This window comes from Lysobacter sp. Soil_N_23, from assembly GCF_057656135.1.
Map to the genome: position 1 here is coordinate 64,354 of NZ_JBDGKY010000010.1, position 17,112 is coordinate 81,465.

The 17,112-nt window shown below is 67.2% G+C and carries 10 protein-coding genes; 5 read left to right on the forward strand and 5 right to left on the reverse strand.

All coding sequences use genetic code 11. The features are described from left to right. Positions 1–34: 34 nt before the first annotated feature. The 4 genes from AC3A3X_RS09500 to AC3A3X_RS09515 are packed head-to-tail and all read right to left on the reverse strand — an operon-like array spanning position 35 to position 4,067. Positions 35–1,801 (reverse strand): ABC transporter transmembrane domain-containing protein, encoded by a 1,767-nt coding sequence (locus tag AC3A3X_RS09500; RefSeq protein ID WP_487582780.1) that lies wholly within the window; start codon positions 1,799–1,801, stop codon positions 35–37. Further along, positions 1,798–2,403 (reverse strand): IMPACT family protein, encoded by a 606-nt coding sequence (locus AC3A3X_RS09505; RefSeq protein WP_487582781.1) that lies wholly within the window; start codon positions 2,401–2,403, stop codon positions 1,798–1,800. Before AC3A3X_RS09505 ends, AC3A3X_RS09500 begins: the two co-directional genes overlap by 4 nt. Further along, positions 2,400–3,488: a hypothetical protein gene (locus AC3A3X_RS09510; RefSeq protein WP_487582782.1), complete on the reverse strand. Its 1,089-nt coding sequence runs from the start codon at positions 3,486–3,488 to the stop codon at positions 2,400–2,402. Before AC3A3X_RS09510 ends, AC3A3X_RS09505 begins: the two co-directional genes overlap by 4 nt. 3 nt (positions 3,489–3,491) lie before the next feature. Next, entirely contained in the window at positions 3,492–4,067 is a 576-nt protein-coding gene (locus AC3A3X_RS09515; RefSeq protein ID WP_487582839.1) for an RNA polymerase sigma factor, read from the reverse strand. 175 nt (positions 4,068–4,242) lie between these two features. Between AC3A3X_RS09515 and AC3A3X_RS09520 the strand changes: the two genes are divergently transcribed. From AC3A3X_RS09520 to AC3A3X_RS09535, 4 genes are all read left to right on the forward strand, one after another. Beyond that, positions 4,243–7,155, forward strand: coding sequence for a putative bifunctional diguanylate cyclase/phosphodiesterase (locus AC3A3X_RS09520; protein WP_487582783.1), 2,913 nt, complete (start codon positions 4,243–4,245; stop codon positions 7,153–7,155). 358 nt (positions 7,156–7,513) lie between these two features. Further along, entirely contained in the window at positions 7,514–10,582 is a 3,069-nt protein-coding gene (locus tag AC3A3X_RS09525; protein WP_487582784.1) for a TonB-dependent receptor, read from the forward strand. 474 nt (positions 10,583–11,056) lie between these two features. Next, positions 11,057–12,607 (forward strand): sulfotransferase family protein, encoded by a 1,551-nt coding sequence (locus AC3A3X_RS09530; protein ID WP_487582785.1) that lies wholly within the window; start codon positions 11,057–11,059, stop codon positions 12,605–12,607. A gap of 1 nt (position 12,608) precedes the next feature. Then, entirely contained in the window at positions 12,609–14,174 is a 1,566-nt protein-coding gene (locus AC3A3X_RS09535) for a tetratricopeptide repeat-containing sulfotransferase family protein (protein ID WP_487582786.1), read from the forward strand. Between the two features lie 90 nt (positions 14,175–14,264). Here the strand turns inward: AC3A3X_RS09535 and AC3A3X_RS09540 are convergent, their stop codons facing one another. Then, a complete protein-coding gene (locus tag AC3A3X_RS09540; RefSeq protein ID WP_487582787.1) occupies positions 14,265–16,076 on the reverse strand; it encodes a vWA domain-containing protein in 1,812 nt (603 codons plus the stop codon). Positions 16,077–16,438: 362 nt separating this feature from the next. On the opposite strand from AC3A3X_RS09540, the gene AC3A3X_RS09545 reads away from it, so the two are divergent. Further along, positions 16,439–17,104 carry a hypothetical protein gene (locus tag AC3A3X_RS09545; protein WP_487582788.1) on the forward strand — a complete coding sequence of 222 codons (666 nt, stop codon included), beginning with the start codon at positions 16,439–16,441 and terminating at the stop codon, positions 17,102–17,104. The last annotated feature ends 8 nt before the right edge of the window (positions 17,105–17,112 follow it).

Below are 17,112 nucleotides of genomic sequence, written 5' to 3' on the forward strand. Positions count from 1 at the left end.
ACGACGCCAACACGACTCCCGGACCACGCACGGCTCAGTCCAGGAACTGCAGCCTGGCCAGCTCCGCGTACAGTCCATCCTGTTCCAGCAGCTGCGCGTGCGTGCCTTCGGCGACGATGCGGCCGTGGTCCATGACGACGATGCGATCGGCTTTCAACACCGTCGCCAGGCGATGGGCGATGACCAGCGTCGTGCGCCCTTCCATCAGGGTTTCCAGTGCCTTCTGCACCGCTCGCTCGCTCTGCGCGTCGAGCGCGCTGGTGGCCTCGTCGAGCAGCAGGATCGGTGCGTCCTTGAGCAGTGCGCGGGCGATGGCGATGCGCTGCTGCTGGCCGCCGGACAGGCGCGCGCCGCGCTCGCCCAGCTCGGTGTCGAGGCCGTTGGGCATGGCGGCGACGAAGTCCGTCGCGTGTGCCGCAGCCACCGCGTGCTCCACCTCGGCGTCGTCGGCGTCGAGGCGGCCGTAGCGGATGTTCTCGCGCGCGCTGCTGGCGAAGATCGTCGGCTGCTGCGGCACCAGTGCGATGGCCTCGCGCAGGTCCGGCAATGCCAGCTGGCGGATGTCGATGCCATCGATATTGATGCGGCCGGACTGCGGGTCGTGGAAGCGCAGCAGCATCGAGAACACCGTGCTCTTGCCGGCGCCCGAAGGGCCGACCAGGGCCACGGTCTCGCCCGGACGCACGCGCAGGCTGAAGCCCTCCAGCGCCGCGGTGTTGGGACGTTGCGGGTAATGGAAGGTGACGTCGTCGAAGTCGATCCCGCCTTGCAGTGGCACCGGAAGCGCGGTCGGTTGCGGGGCCGAGGCGACCGCGGTCTCCTCGACCAGCAGCTCGCTGATGCGGCCCATGCCGCCGGCAGCGCGCTGCAGTTCGTTCCAGACTTCGGCCAGGGCGCCGACCGAGCCGCCGCAGAGCAGGGCATACAGCACGAACTGTCCGAGCGTGCCGGCGCTCATGCGGCCAGCCAGCACATCGTGCGCGCCCGACCAGAGCACCAGCGTGATCGCGCCGAATACCAGCATGATCGCGATCGCGGTGACCCAGGCCTGGGCCTGGATGCGCCGGCGCGCGGTATCGACGGAGGTCTTCACGGCGACACCGAAGCGGCCCTGCTCATAGGGTTCGCGTGCGTGGGCCTGCACCGTGCGGACCGCGCCGAGGGTTTCGTTGGCCAGCGCGTTGGCGTCGGCGATGCGGTCCTGGCTGGTGCGTGAGATCTTCTTGAGGCGACGGCCGCCGACCACGATCGGCAACACGGCCAGCGGGATGCCGACCAGGGCGAAGGCGGCCAGGCGTGGACTGGTGACGAACAACATGGCGATGCTGCCCAGCACGGTCACCGAGCTGCGCAATGCCACCGACATGCTCGAGCCGACGACGCTGCGCAGCAGTTCGGCGTCGGCGGTCAGGCGCGATACCAGCTCGCCACTGCGGTTGCGGTCGTGGAAGCCGGCATCAAGGCCTATCAGGTGGGCGAACAATCGCTGGCGCAGGTCGGCGACGACGCGTTCGCCCAGCAGCGACACGAAATAGAAGCGCGCGGCGGTGGCCAGCGCCAGCGCGACGGCGACGGCGAACAGCAGCACGAAGGCGCGATCGATCGCGCCGCCGCCCTGAGTGAAGGCCTGGTCGATCATCGTGCCGAAGGCCTTGGGGAAGGTCAGGGTCGCGGTGCTCGATGCCGCCAGCGAGACCAGCCAGGCAACGAACAGGGCGCGGTGCTGGCGCACGAACGGCCACAGCGTGCGCAGGTTGCCGATGGGGGCTTTGCTTTGGGTGGGGTCAACGCGAGCGTTCATGGCGTTCCGTCAGGGAGTTCGTCGCCGAAGCGCACCCGGTCACGTGTGGCGTCGCGAAGCCTGACTTTCAAGGGCGACAGTTGCTCCGAGGGTAATCGCAAGCGCAGGCGGGCACCGCTCGCATCGAAGCGCTCGTCGAGCTTTTCCGCGGCGTGGGCGGCGATGGCGGCGTGGACGGTGCCGGTGTCGGCGAAGGGATAGTCGAGTTCGACGATGACATGGACGACGAGAATGCGCCGGGGCGCCACCCGCAGGCATTCGGCCGCGCTGCCACCGTAGGCGCGGACCAGGCCGCCGGCGCCGAGCTTGATGCCGCCGAACCAGCGCGTGACCACAGCCACGACCTGATCAAGGCCCTGGCCGTCGATGGCGGCCAGGATCGGCCGTCCCGCGGTGCCTGCCGGTTCGCCATCGTCGTTGAAGCGGTACTCGCTGCCGATCCGGTAGGCCCAGCAGTTATGCGTGGCGGCGGGATCGCCGACCTGCGCGATGAAGTCGAGCGCGGCCTGCGGCGTCGTGACCGGCGCGGCATGGACGATGAAGCGACTGTGCTTGACCTCCAGTTCGAAGGAAGTCGGTGCGGCCAGTGTTGCCGAAGTCATCGCGTCGGGTCGGCCAGGGCGCGCAGGTCGTCCGGCAGGCGTACGCGCGGGTACGACTTGCGAAACTGCTCCAGGCTCTGGCGGGCGCCATCGAGGTCGCCGTCGTCGCGGCGGTCGCGGATGCGCTGCAGCCATTGCGCAGGCGCCAGTTCGCGGTCGTTGCGCACCGGCACATCGGCCATGCCGATGCGGCTGCCGGTGACTTCGATGCGGTCGAGCGTGGCGCCGGACGCAGTCGCCTCCGCGGCGCTGGAATCCGCCGGCGCTGCCGCCGCCCGGTCGGCCGCGACCACCGACGCCGCCTGCGAGCGCAGTTCGCGATCTGCGTCGACCTGCTTCGGCGCCTCGTTCGCCGTGGCCTTGCGCTGCATCGCGGACGCCTGCGCCGCGGCGCGCTGCCGCTGCTCGCCTTCGCCGATCACTGCGGTGGCCGGCGCAGCCGGCGGTGAAGCCGGCGCCGGGGCCGAGGAGTAGGGCATCGAATCGCCGCGCACGGCTGCCGCCGCGGTCGCTTGCCCGGAATGCGCTGCCGGATCGATCGCCTCATCGAGGAAATGTTCCGACGGTTGACCAGGTGCCGGTGCCGGAGCCTGAGCCGGAGCCGGAGCCGGAGCCGGAGCCTCCTTCGCCGCAATGGATTCCTCGCGCGCCGGCGCGGCCTCGCGCCTGGCCATTGCGGGCGCCTGCAGGGCACGCGCAGGAGCGGGGGCGTCGGCCGCCGGCGGCGGCGGTGGCGGTGGGGCTGCTGCCGGCTCCGGCCGCTCGATGACTTCGGCGGTGACGAAGCCAAAGTCGCCTTCCTCTCGCGGCGCCCGCGGTGCCGGGGCCGATGGGCGCAACTGCCAGACCACGCCGACGGCCAGCGCCAGCACCGCCGCCATGCCGGCGCCGGTGACCAGGGTCGCCGGCACGCCGGTCAGCGCCAGCCAGCGTCGATTGCGACGCGGTGCCACGGCCGCGTGCGCGGCGGCAAGGATCTTTGCGTCGAGCGCCGGCGAAGGACCGTCGCGCGGCCCCAGTCGCGTCAGCCGGTCGGCCAGGGCGCGCTCTTCAGGGGTCAGCGGTTCGTCGAAAGGATGGCTCATGGGTCAGTCACTCAGCTCGCCGGGCTCATCGCTCAGTCCGGCGCGCAGCTTGTCCATCGCATAGCGCAGGCGCGATTTGACGGTTTCCCGGCCGACGCCGGTGATTTCGCCGATGTCCTCCAGGCTCAGTTCCTGTTCCAGCCGCAGCAGCACGACTTCGCGTTGCTCCTCGGGCAGCGCCGCGATCGCCAGCTGCAGGCGCCGGCGCTGTTCGAATTCGGACAGTTCCCGCTCCGGGGTGGTCGGGTCGGGTACGCGCGCGGCGCGTTCGTCGCCGTCCTCCGGAGCCGCCGGGCGGTGCTTGAGACCGCGCCAGTGATCGTTGAGTCGATTGTGGGCGATGCGGAACAGCCAGGTCCTGAACGCGGCGTCGGGCTTCCAGCCCTGGCGAGCGGCGATGACCCGCTGCCAGACGTCCTGGAAGAACTCGTCGGCAAGGGCGCCATCGCGCACCTGGCGCAGCAGGAACCGGTACAGCGGGCCGCGGTGGCGGGCGTAGAGGGTTTCGAACGCAGCCGTGTCCCCGCCGGTCCAGGCCAGCATCAACAGGTCGTCGCTCGGATCCTCGCCCGCGTTCATCCGCGGCAGGGTACGGGCTGGAGGCGCCAACGGGAAGCCACGAGGCATCGGCGGCACGGTCAGTTGCAGGGCCAGGTCCATATCAGATGAACGGATCGCAGTTCGCGACGGGGTTGATCCCCGCATGGCCGGCGGCGCGCTATCCTTCGGCGTCCGACCAGGGGCCCAATCCGCAGTGTCAAATCGCAGCAGGCCAAAGGCCGTCCGAATCGTCGATGCCGGCTACGGACGCGATTCGCTGGCCGACACCCTGCAGGAAGCCCTGCCGCCCGGTGCCGAAGTCGCCGTGCTCTGGCGCGACCCGAACTCCGGCATTGCCGCCGGTTCGGCCTCGCCAGGTGCGACCAGCGCGCTGGCCAGCCGCGCCGAGGTGCTGCTGCAGCGCAGCCCGGTCGGCCAGCATTCGCACCGCATCGAGACTGCCTGGACCACGGCCGAGGGCGTTCGCGTGGCGATCGCGGTGCAGTTGCCCGCGCCGGTCGCCAGCGAAGTGCGTGAGATCTGGCTGGCGATGGCCCAGCGCGTGGTCGTCTCGCACCTGGTCGCGTTGCGCACGCTGGCTCGCGCCGAATCGCTGGAGAAGTCCGAACGCCTGCAGCAGGCGCTGTTCGAGATCGCCGACCTCGCCGGTTCCGACCTGGAGCTGGCCGACATGCTGCGGCGGATCCACACCGTCGTGGCCGGCCTGATGTACGCGGCCAACCTCTACATCGTGCTGTACGACGATGTCCGCGACAGCCTGCGCTTCCTTTACTTCGCCGACCAGGTCGACACCTACGTCGCCGAACCCGAGCGCGACATCGCCATCGACGACATGCCCAACAGCGTGACCGTGGCGCTGCTGCGCCATGGCGAACCGCTGCAAGGTCCGTCCGAACTGATCCGCGACCGCCTCGGTGTCGCCCGCGATGCCCGCCACGGACCCGACAGCGAAGACTGGCTGGGCGTGCCGATGCGCCGCGAAGACCGCATCTGCGGCGCGATCGTGGTGCAGAGCTACGACCGGCCGGACGTCTATGGCGAAGAGGAGCGGGCGTTGTTGTCGTTCGTCGCCCAGCACATCCTGACCGCGCTCGACCGTTTCCATGCCCGCGAAGAACTCGAACGCCGGGTCGAGGAACGCACCCAGGCCCTGCAGCTGAGCAACCGCGACCTGCAGGCGGAGATCATCGAACGCCAGCGCGCCGAACGCCTGCAGCGCGCGTTGTTCCGGATCGCCGAACTGTCGATCACCTCCGAGACCCTGGAGCGCTTCTACACCCAGGTCCACGACGTCGTCAGCGACCTGCTGTACGCGCGCAATTTCTATATCGCGCTGGTCTCCGATGACGGTGAGGGCCTGGAATTCCCCTACTCGATCGACGAACGCGATGCCAATCGCGTGGCTCGCAAGCTCGCTTCCGGCCTGACCGAGTACGTGATCACCCGTGGCCGCGCGTTGCTGGCCGATCGCAAGCGTATCGCCGCGCTGGAAGCGCAGGGCCTGGTGCGCAGCCGCGGTTCGCTCGCGCATTGCTGGCTCGGCGTGCCGCTGTTCCACAACGAGGCGGTGGTGGGCGTGATCACCGTGCAGAGCTATTCGCCTGCGATCAACTTCAGCGTCCGCGACCAGGAACTGCTGACCTTCGTCGCCCATCACATCAGCATCGGCCTGGCGCGCAAGCAGGCGCAGGATCGCCTCGTCTCGGCCCACGCCGAGCTGGAGCAGCGCGTGGATTCGCGCACCCGCGAGCTGGCCCAGGCCAATACCGAGCTGCTGGCGCAGATCGGCGAGCGCCTGCGCGTGGAGCAGCAGCTGACCCACCAGGCGATGCACGACGCACTGACCGGGCTGCCCAACCGCAGCCAGTTGCTCGACCGCCTGGCGCAGGCGATCGTGCGGGCGCGCAGCGAGCAGCAGCGAACGTTCGCGGTGCTGTTCCTGGACCTGGACCGTTTCAAGCTGGTCAACGACAGCGTCGGCCACTCCGCCGGCGACGAACTGCTGGTCGAGGCCGGTCGACGGATCGTCGAAGCCGTCCGCGAGGACGACACCGTTGCGCGCCTGGGCGGCGACGAGTACGCGATCCTGATCGAGGACATCGACGGCCCGGAGGTCGCCGAGGAACTGGCCCAGCGCGTGCTGCGCGCACTCGGCGAGCCGTGCTGGATCGCCGGGCGCGAAGTGTTCCCGTCGGCCAGCCTCGGCATCGCCCTGTGGCATCCGCGCTACCGCACCGGCGCCGAGCTGCTGCGCGACGCCGATGCCGCCATGTACCGGGCCAAGGCCGCCGGCCGCGACCGCTGCGCGATATTCGACGAAGCCATGCGCGAAGAGGCCGTGCGCATCCTCGACCTCGAGGCCGACCTGCGCCGTGCCATCAATGGCGACGGCTTCGTCGCCTTCTACCAGCCGATCGTGCGCCTGGACGACCACCGCGTGATCGGCCACGAGGCGCTGCTGCGATGGCGCCATGAGCGCCGCGGCCTGCTCACGCCGAGCGAGTTCATCGGCGTGGGCGAGGACAGCGGCCTGATCGAGGAGGTCGACTGGATCCTCTACGGCCAGGTGATGGAGGAGCTCGCCCGCGGCGGCGAGGGCTACATCTCGGTCAACGTGTCGCCGCGGCATTTCCGTTCGGGCGATTTCGCCGACCGCCTGCTGCGGATGATCGACCATGCCGGCGCCGACCCGCACCGCCTGCGCATCGAGATCACCGAGGTGGCCCTGCTCGACGACGTGCCGCGCGCGCTGCGCATGCTGCGGACCCTGCGCAGTCATGGCGTGCTCGCCCAGCTCGACGACTTCGGCACCGGCTTCTCGGCGCTGTCGTACCTGCACCGGTTCCCGATCGAGTGCCTGAAGATCGACCAGAGCTTCGTTTCCGGGCTGATCGGCGACGCCCAGCCCGAAAGCGTGGCGGTGGTCCGCGCGATCCAGGCCCTGGCAGGCACCCTGGGCATCCACACCATCGGCGAAGGCGTCGAGACCGAGGCCCAGCGCGCCGCCCTTCGCGAGCTGGGCTGTACCTACGGCCAGGGCTACCTGTTCGGCTATCCGGCCGAGCGTGTCCATACCCAGGCCCTGCTGCGCGCCGTCAGCGGCTGACGTCTGCCGCAATTCCGAGCTGCTGACCGCCCCTCGACCGTCCCGGTCGACAGGGGGCGGCCCTTGCCGTGTCCGGCAACTTTCATACCGCCAAAACAGGCAAAGACAACCAGCCAATTCTGTTAACAGCGAGCTTTTTCTCCGTTAGTTGGCATTTGTCAATAGAAAAATGGCAATTTCGTAAAGTTCACGTGAAAGTTGTATTAAAAATGTGATGGATCTCACAAAACAAGAAATCAACAAAGGTGAACGTCTCGTTAACCGTTGACCCGGCCATGTGCCTGAAGTCATGTTCGCTAGGCCTTACAGGGCAATTCCATTTGCTGAATTTGGGGGAAATGTGTCTAAACGTTCATCCATGAACCGCAATCTGCGGCGCAGCGCGCTTACCGTGGCGCTCGGCGTGTGCTTCGCCTCCTCTGGCGTCCACGCCCAGTCCACCGCTGGTGCCGTGTTCGGTCAGGCGACGGCTGGGGAGACCGTCGTCGTCGAGAACCCGGCAACGGGCTTCCGTCGCGAGATCACCGTGACAGGCGATGGCACCTACCGCGTGCCGGCTCTGTCGCCCGGCCAGTACCGCATCACCCTGCAGCGTGCCGATGGCACGACCGCAGTCCGTGAAGGCGTCGCAGTCAGCGTGGGTACCGGTACTCCGGTCAACTTCGCCTCGGCTGCCGGCGGCTCGGCCACCACCCTCGACAGCGTCGTCGTGGTCGGTGCCCAGGCAGTGAACCCGATCGACGTCTCGTCGGTCGAGTCCACCACCATCCTGACCGCCGCCCAGATCGCCAAGATCCCGGTGCTGCGTGACGCCACCTCGGTCGCCCTGCTGGCCCCGGGTACCGTCCGTGGCGACAACGCGTTCGGCAACCTGGCGTCGTTCGGTGGTTCCTCGGTCGCCGAGAACCAGTACTACGTCAACGGCTTCAACGTCACCAACTCGTTCCGCGGCCTGAACTTCTCGAAGATTCCCTTCGAGGCGGTGGCCGAGCAGCAGATCAAGACCGGTGGCTATGGCGCCGAGTTCGGTCGTTCGCTGGGCGGCGTGATCAACCAGGTCACCAAGCGCGGTACCAACGAATTCCAGGCCGGCGCAAATGTGTTCTGGCTGCCGGAAGGCCTGCGCGAAGACGTCGAGAACACCTACTACTCCAACCCGCTGGTTCCGGGCGACCTGGGCAAGCTGCGCCAGGACAACTCCAACGACAGCGACGGCGCCTACAACACCAGCGTCTGGGCTGGCGGCGCGCTGGTTCCCGACAAGCTGTTCGCCTGGGGCCTGGTGTCCTACAGCAACCAGGATCAGGACATCTACAACAGCGTCATCTCCTCGACCAACAGCAAGGATTCGATCGAGGGCCCGACCTGGTTGGTGAAGCTGGACTGGAACATCAACGACAGCAACAAGCTCGAGTTCACGGCGTTCTCCGACGAGCAGGAAACCACCAGCAAGACCTACCGCAACGGCGCCACGCACATCGACCGCGACGAGCTGGTCGGTACGTCGTACCTGACCAACGGCGGCGAGAACTACATCGCCCGCTACACCGGTTACGTGACCGACACCCTGACCCTGTCGGCGCTGTACGGCCACAGCGAGTTCTCGCGTGAGCGTTACCTGGTCACCGCGGCGGGCGAACGCGTTCAGTACGGCGGCAACCTCAACGTGCCGGCAACCGGCTGCCCCGTGATCACGGACGTGCGTCCGGGCTACCGCACCAGCATCACCGGTAACTACACCAGTGATTGCAACATCACCGGCGGCTCGATCGATCGCATCGACTCGGCCGATACGCGTGACGCATGGCGATTCGACGGTGACTGGCAGATCGGCGACCACCAGATCGGCTTCGGCTACGACGCGGACGAGTACGAGTCCGTGGCCGGCCAGTCGATCGAGGGCGGCCGCATCTGGCGCTACTCGACCGTCAATCCGAACGGCGAGCTCCTGCCGGACGGCACCGGCGACGGCGACGAGTTCGACATCGTCCGCGAGCAGATCGTGACCCAGGGCTCCACGGTCAAGGTCAAGCAGCACGCGCTGTACGTCGAGGACAACTGGAACATCACCGACAACTTCCTGGCTTACATCGGCGCGCGCTGGGACACCTTCGAGAACCTCAACGGCTTCGGCGAGACCTACGTCAAGATCAAGGACCAGTTCGGTCCGCGTCTGGGCTTCTCGTGGGACGCCAATGGCGACTCCACGCTGAAGATCTACGGTAACGCCGGCCGCTACGCGCTGCCGCTGACCCCGAGCGTGGCCGTTCGTGGCGCCAGCGCCTCGCTGTTCACCCGTCAAAACTTCAACTTCACCGGTATCGATCCGGTCACCGGTGCCCCCATCGGCCTGACGCCGCGTGGCGCACTGCAGTACGTCAACGGTGAATTCGGCGAGCCGAAGAACCCGGAGACGATCGCCTCGAAGAACCTCGACCCGATGTACCAGGACGAGTTCATCCTCGGCTTCCAGAAGCAGCTGACCGAGCACCAGAGCGTCGGCATGCGCGGTACCTACCGCAAGCTGAAGGCGGCGATCGACGACAACTGCGACTACACGCCGATCGTGGCCATGGCCGAGGCCGACGGCTTCACGCCGGTCCTGCCGAGCGCCGGCTTCCCGTACTGCCGCATGTTCAACCCGGGTGCCGACGCGGTGTTTGCGACCGACCTGGAAAACAACGGCACGCTGACCGAGTACACGATTCCGGGTGACCTGCTGTCGCCGGAAGCCAAGCGCAGCTACAAGGCGCTGGAGCTGTTCTGGGATGGTGGCTGGGAGAAGTTCTTCTTCCAGGCGTCGTACACCATGGCCTGGAACAAGGGCAACACCGAAGGTGGCGTCAAGTCGGACATCGGCCAGGCCGATACCAACGTGACGCAGGACTTCGATTACAAGGAACTGGCAGTCGATTCCTACGGCTACCTGCCCAACGATCGTCGCCACAGCCTGAAGGTGTTCGGCAACTACCAGTTCACCGACGAGTGGTCGGTCGGTGCCAACCTGCTGGTGCAGTCGGGTCGTCCGATCAACTGCTTCGGCGTGCTGGCGATCGACGAGGTGGATCCGGAAGACGATCACCTGCACGGCTACGGTTCGTCGTTCTTCCGTTGCGGCACCACCGAGGCAGGTGGAGGCTTCGACGAGAGCGGCACGCCGTTCCCGGCCCATGCCGTGCCGCGCGGCACCGCCGGTCGTCTGCCCTGGACCAACTCGATCGACCTGAACGTGGCGTACTTCCCGAGCTGGTCGAAGGGTCTGCAGTTCAAGATGGACATCTTCAACGTGTTCAACAACCAGAAGGTCACCTCGGTGACGGAAGTGGCAGAGGACGCCGTCAGCGGCGCGCCGCTGAACACCTACCTGCTGCCGCGTACCTTCCAGGCGCCGCGCCAGTTCCGCTTCATGGTTCAGTACGACTTCTAAGATTCAAGTTCCACTTTTCTCTCTCACGGCCGCCGCAAGGCGGCCGTTTTTTGTTCTCGTTCCCTTTGCTTGAAGGTTGGCGGCATCTGTCGTCCCGAACGCAGTGAGGGGCCTGTTGGTGCTGGTGCTGTTGCTGTTGCGTGTTGGGCTTGCGTCTGCGGAGCAATCCCCGGCCCGGCGGACGACGCTTCGGCATTTCGTTTCCCGGTCTTCGGCGGCCCTCACCCCAACCCTCTCCCGCAAGCGGGAGAGGGGCTTCTCCGTCATTGGAAGACCGTCATCCCCGCGAAGGCGGGGACCCAGTGACGTTGCTCGAGTACCCTCCGCTCGCCGACCACTCGGAACCTTTCCGGCGAAGGAAGTTTTGCCAGAAACCCCGACTTTCCGGCCCAAACGGCGTTGTGCGCGCAACGTATGCCGCTATGCTTGAAGCGTTCTTCCGATGGCGGATCTATGCAGGCTGTTCTTTCCGAAATGTGGGGCCGGGCGCAGCGGCTCGAAGCCGAAGGCGCGTTGGATCGCGCAGGACGCGTGTACGAGGAGATGCTGGCGAGGGAGCCGCACCACGTGCCGGCGCAGTTGCGCATGTCGCGACTGGCGCAGTTCGGCGATCGCTACTGCGCGGCGAGGGAGCATGCGCTGCGCGCCGCCGACGCGGTGCGGCTGAAGGCCAGCACGCGCAACGCCGGCTATGTCACCGGGCGCCTGCTGGAGTTCGCCGAGGAGGCGGAAGTGGCCTCGGTGATCCTGTCGGCCGACTGGTCCGATCCGAACATCCTCCAGCAATCGGCGGTACTGGCGCAGCACCTGTGGCTGGCCGGGCGCTACGAGGACGCGCTGCGTTTCCTCGACGCCGTCGCCCGTCATGTGCCGGCACATCCCCTGCTGTCGTTCACGCGCGGCAATGTACTGCGCTTCCTGGGCGACATGGCCGGCGCCGAGCAGTCGTACGAGGCGGCGCTTGCGCTGTCTCCCGGTTTTCCCGATGCGCACTGGGCGCTTGCCACCCACTCCCGCGCGCGAGTGCCGTTGCAGCGTGTCCCGCGCATTCGTCAGGCGCTGGCACGTTGCCCTGTCGGCGGTATCGAGCAGGCTCATCTTCTGTACGCGCTGTTCCATGAGATGGACGCGGCGGGAGAGGTCGACGAGGCCTGGCAGGTGCTCGAGCAGGGCGCGGCGATCATGCGCAGGCGTCTGGCGTATGACGCTTCCGCCGAAGCGGCCTATCTGCAGGCGCTCAAGCGCCTGCCGGTGCCGCCGGCCACCGCAGCGGTGGCCGCGCAGGCACTGGGGTCGAGCGAACGTCCGCTGCCGGTATTCATCGTCGGCATGCCGCGCAGCGGGACGACGCTGCTCGATCGCATCCTCGGCAACCACGGCTGGGTGGATTCGCTCGGCGAGCGCAACGATTTCCAGATGGCGATGAGCCAGGCTTCCGATCACTTCTTCCAGCGCACGCCGGCCAGCCTGGAGCGCGTGGCGCAGGTGGATGCGCGGACTGCCGGCCATCTTTTCCAGCAGCGGATGCGATTGCTCGCACCGGGGCGTCCCTGCGTGCTCGACAAGAATCCGCAGAACCTGTTCAACATCCCGCTGATCCTGCGGGCGCTGCCGCATGCGCGCATCCTGTGCCTGCGCCGCGATCCGATGGATGCCTGCTTCTCGAATCTCAAGGAGCTGTTCCAGGGCGACGCCTATGCGTACAGCTACGGCCTGGACGACCTGGCCGCGCACAGCCGCCACGCGCAGCAATGGATGCAGCACTGGCAGGACGCGGCGCCGCATGCGGTGCGCGTGGTCGATTACGAAGCGCTCGTGGCCGACCCGGAAGCCGTCGCGGCGCAGCTGATCGAGTTCCTGGGGTTGCCCGCGCAGCCTGGCCTGTCCGACATCACCCGCAACCAGGCGCCCGTGGCGACCGCGAGCAGCAGCCAGGTGCGTGAAGGCATCCACGGCCGCGGGGTTGGCGCGTGGAGGCGCTATGAGCGCCAGCTGCAACCGTTGCGCGAACGGCTGGAGGCCTGAGATGTCGAACGTCGCCCCCGCCGCGCTGCAGGCGTTGATATCCAAGGCCGAGTCGCTGGCCGAGAGCGACGACCTCGACGGTGCCATTGCCGCGTTCGAGCAGGTGCAGGCCCTGCGGCCCAATGAACCGTACTCGCTCATACAGCTGTCCTATCTCAGCTCGCTTCGTGGCCACTATCGGCGCGCTGAGAACTACGCGATGGCGGCAGCGGCCAGCGGCACCACCGACCCCAGGCTGCTCGCCGAACTGCTGCCGCGACTGCGCACCTTCAACCGGGTGCCGACGCTGCAGGCCGCAATCGATCGCGCCAAGCCGATGTCGCGCATGCCGATCCCGCTGCTGATCGCCGCGGCCGCGCAGCTGAGCTACGTCAATCTTCCCGGTCGCGCGATCGCCTTCCTGGACGAAGCCAGGCGCGCCGACCCGGACTACCCGCCGACGCTGCTGGCACGCGCCCAGGTCCTGACCTATCTGGGCCGGTTCGCCGAGGCCGGGCAGGACATCGAGCGCAGCCAGCGCCGCGCGCCCGAGATCGCACAGGGGTATTGGCTGGCGGCATGGGTCCGCAAGCAGACCGCCGACAGCAATCACGTTGCGGCGATCGAGCGGGAACTGCAGCGGCCAGGGCGATCTGCCGAAGACATCGCGCTGCTGTCGTTCGCACTGCACAAGGAACTCGACGATCTCGGCCGGCATGAAGCGGCCTGGAATGCACTGGTGCGCGGATGCAGGGCCAAGCGCTCGCGACTCAGCTACGACAACGCGACCACGGCCAGCCTGTTCGATGCGCTGTCGAAGTTCGAGCCGGCAACCTCGGTCGTGAACCGGGGGCAGGGCGAGGCCACGCTGCCGATCTTCATCGTCGGCATGCACCGCTCCGGCACCACGTTGCTGGAACAACTGCTCGACGGCCACCCGGAAGTTCGCGGCCTCGGCGAGCTCTACGACTTCACCAGCGCAATGCGCCATGCCACCGACCATCATTGCCGTGGCGTGATCGATCGCACCCTGGTCGAGCGCGCGCAGGGTGCCGATCTGGCCGCCGCCGGCGCGCGTTACCTCGACAGCGTGAAGTGGCGAGCCGAGGGCCGACGCTGCTTCACCGACAAGCTGCCGTCGAACTTCCTCAACATCGGCTTCATCGCCCACGCCCTGCCGCAGGCGAAGATCCTGCACATGGTGCGCGATCCGGTCGAGACCTGTTTCTCGAACCTGCGCGAACTGTTCTCCGAGGCCAACGCGTACAGCTACGACCCGATCGAACTGGCCGACTATCACCGCCATTACAAGCGCTTGATGGCGCGGTGGCATGCGCGGTTCCCGGGCCGGATCCTCGATGTGGAGTACGCGAAGCTGGTCTCCGATCCGGAGGCCGAGTTGCGCCGTGTCGCCGATTTCTGCGGACTGGCGTTCGATCCGGCCATGCTCGAGATCGGTTCGCGAAAGCGTGCGGTGGTGACTGCCAGCGCGGTGCAGGTGCGCGACAGCATCCAGGTGCGCGAGCGTCCGAAGTGGGCGCCGTACGAGCCATGGCTGCAGCCGATGATCGAGCGCCTGCGCGCCTGAACCGGTCTGGTAGGAGCGAGCTTGCTCGCGATCGGGCCTATCGGCCGCGGCACGCCCGATCGCGAGCAAGCTCGCTCCTACGCCGGGGGGTTATCGGCCCAGGCCGATACGGGTTTCCTGATTCGGGTCGATCTGCGCCTGCGCAAGCTTCATCAGCGCCACCAGTTCGGCACGTTCGCCATTGGCGTCTCGCCCCTTCGACGCAGTTGCCGACCGGATGATGCCGTCCAGACTCCAGCCGTCCATCCGGCTGCCGCCGCGTAGCGCGTCGGCGAAGCCGGCGACGGCACTGGCCAGGCGCAACGATTCGCTCGGGCTGCCGGTCACCTGCGAGGCCAGTACCGGCGCCTCGATCAGCCGGCTGCGATCCTGGCCCGGAAGCTTGTAGCGCAGGCGCAGGTGGGCGATCTCGCCGCCGAGGTCGGTCTTCGCGGTTTGCGTCGAGGCACCGTAGCGCAGGGAGCCGACGCGCTGCGCCGATGAGGAGGCTGGCGTTATCTCGTACAGCGCCGTCACCTGGTGGCCGGCGCCGATGTCGCCGGCATCGACCTTGTCGTTGTTGAAGTCCTCGCGCTGCAGCACCCGGTTCTCGTAGCCGATCAGGCGGTACTCGGCGACCTGGGCCGGATTGAACTCGATCTGGATCTTGACGTCGCGGGCGATGGTCATCAGCGTCGAACTCATCTGTTCGACCAGCACCTTGCGCGCCTCACGCAGGCTGTCGATGTAGGCGTGGTTGCCGTCGCCGACATCGGCCAGCTGTTCGGCCATCTCGTCGTTGTAGTTGCCGCTGCCGAAGCCGAGCGTGCTTAGTGCGATGCCGTGCTTGCGCTGGTCGCCGACCAGTGTCTCCAGTGCGTTCTGGTCGACCGTGCCGACGTTGAAGTCGCCATCGGTGGCGAGGATCACCCGGTTCACGCCCTTGTCGATGTACGCCTGCCGGGCCATGGCGTAGGCCAGGCGGATGCCATCGCCGCCGTTGGTGCTGCCGCCGGCGTCGAGGCGGTCCAGCGCGGCCAGGATCTCGCCGTGGCGATCGCCTGGCGTGGGTGGGAGCACGAGTCCGGCGCTGCCGGCATAGACCACGATCGAGACGCGGTCCTGACTGCGCAATTGCGGCACCAGTTGCCGCAGTGCGGCCTTGACCAGCGGCAGCTTGTCGGGCGAGTCCATGGAGCCGGAAGTGTCGATCAGGAACACCAGGTTGGACGGTGCCAGCGTTGCCTTGGGCACGTCATAACCCTTGATGCCCACCATCAGTAGCTGACGCTGTGCATTCCACGGCGCCACCGCCAGTTCGGTGGTCACGCGGAACGGCACTTCGCGCGTGGCCGGTGCGGGGTGGCCATAGTCGAAGTAGTTGATGAACTCCTCCGCGCGAACGGCATCGGCCGGCGGCCGCACGCCTTCGTTGAGCATGCGGCGTACGTTTGCATAGCTGCCGGTATCGACATCGACCGAGAAGGTCGACACCGGATCTTCCGTTGCACGGCGCACCGGGTTGTCGACGATTGCCGCGTAGCGTTCGGTATTGGCCGGTTGCTGTTGCGCGGGCATCGCCATGGGCATCGCGGGCGCGTAACCGACCCTGGAACCTGTGACCATGATCGCGTCGAGCGTAGGAGAAGGCGCGGGCGGAGATGCCGGTGGCGGCGCAAGCGACTTCATGGGTGCCTCGCGGCGCTGGCGCCTGGCATCGGTCGTGCCAGCTTCCTTGGCCGCGGTCGATTGCACGCAGGCGGTCATGGCGGCGTCGGCCGCCATTTCGGCGGCCATTGCGGCCGGTTCGGCTGCCGCATCGGCACGTTCGGCCTGCGACGAATCACGGGTTGCGTGACAGGCGGACAGCGCCAGCGTGACTGCCATGAACAGGGTGGGGCGGACGACGGGAGTGCGCTTCATGTTGCTGTCTCCGGTTGGGTTGCAGTGGCCAACGAGCGGAGCGATCGAACGGGGTTAAGCCTTCACGATTTTCTCCCGTGGCCGGCCATGGGCCAGAAGTGCCCCTGACCAATGGCGATGTTCAATGCATCGCATTCACCCAGTGCAGCAAACGCAATTGCCTGCGTTGTGCATAAACGCGCAACAGCTGTCACGCATCCTATTTCACGTATCCCAGAAGTTGGTATGACCTTTCGAACTGGTGGAGGCGCGAGAGTCGCGCGCACGATTGAACCCGCCGGTTACGTCTCACAGCTCCCCCCTCATCAGCTCCCCCCGCGTCGTCGACGCTCTTGCTGGAGGTACCTGCCATGACCCGTTTCATGCCTTCCCCCCTGAAGCACGTATTGCCCCGTCGCATATTGGCTGCGGCAATATTCCTGGCCGCGTCGTCGGCCGCGGTCGCCGGTTCGCCACACCTTATCTATTTGCCGTCCACTGAAGCCGGCGTCGATCACGCCGCGATCGTGCAGGCGTTCGAAGACCAGGGATTCGAAGTCAGCACCTTCGCCTATGCCGGTGAAACGCGCCTTGCCTATGCGCACCGCATCGCCGACGAAGTACGCGCGCTGATGGCCAAGGGCGTCGCGCCGGAGGAGATCAATGTCGTCGGTGCAGGCACAGGTTCCAAGGTCGCCACGCTGACCTCCGCGCTTGTCGGCGACAGGCACGTCAACTACGCGCTCCTGGGCCAGTGCGATCCGGTAATGAAGGCCAACTACAACTTCCGCATGAGTGGCCGCGTACTCGGCATCCACGACGCCAACGACAGCACGTCGCTGTCGTGCCGCTCGCTGTGGGGCGACTCGCCCAAGGTCAGCGAGCGCAAGGAACTGGTGCTCAACAGCGGCCACGGTGCGGCGCTGTTCCACGCGCCAAGGCAGGAATGGCTGCAGCCGGTGACCCAGTGGGCCACGGGCGGCGAAGTCAGCGTTGGCGAGACCAGCATCGGCAAGGTCGACGAGCCGGCGCCAGCGCCGCGCAGGTAGTACCTATC

Coding starts and splice junctions, on each gene's coding strand:
- AC3A3X_RS09545 (WP_487582788.1), top strand. CDS start 16,439: ATGCCTTCCCCCCTGAAGCACGTATTGCCCCGTCGCATATTGGCTGCG.
- AC3A3X_RS09530 (WP_487582785.1), top strand. CDS start 11,057: ATGTGGGGCCGGGCGCAGCGGCTCGAAGCCGAAGGCGCGTTGGATCGC.
- AC3A3X_RS09505 (WP_487582781.1), bottom strand. CDS start 2,403: ATGACTTCGGCAACACTGGCCGCACCGACTTCCTTCGAACTGGAGGTC.
- AC3A3X_RS09500 (WP_487582780.1), bottom strand. CDS start 1,801: ATGAACGCTCGCGTTGACCCCACCCAAAGCAAAGCCCCCATCGGCAAC.
- AC3A3X_RS09535 (WP_487582786.1), top strand. CDS start 12,609: ATGTCGAACGTCGCCCCCGCCGCGCTGCAGGCGTTGATATCCAAGGCC.
- AC3A3X_RS09525 (WP_487582784.1), top strand. CDS start 7,514: ATGAACCGCAATCTGCGGCGCAGCGCGCTTACCGTGGCGCTCGGCGTG.
- AC3A3X_RS09540 (WP_487582787.1), bottom strand. CDS start 16,076: ATGAAGCGCACTCCCGTCGTCCGCCCCACCCTGTTCATGGCAGTCACG.
- AC3A3X_RS09510 (WP_487582782.1), bottom strand. CDS start 3,488: ATGAGCCATCCTTTCGACGAACCGCTGACCCCTGAAGAGCGCGCCCTG.
- AC3A3X_RS09515 (WP_487582839.1), bottom strand. CDS start 4,067: ATGAACGCGGGCGAGGATCCGAGCGACGACCTGTTGATGCTGGCCTGG.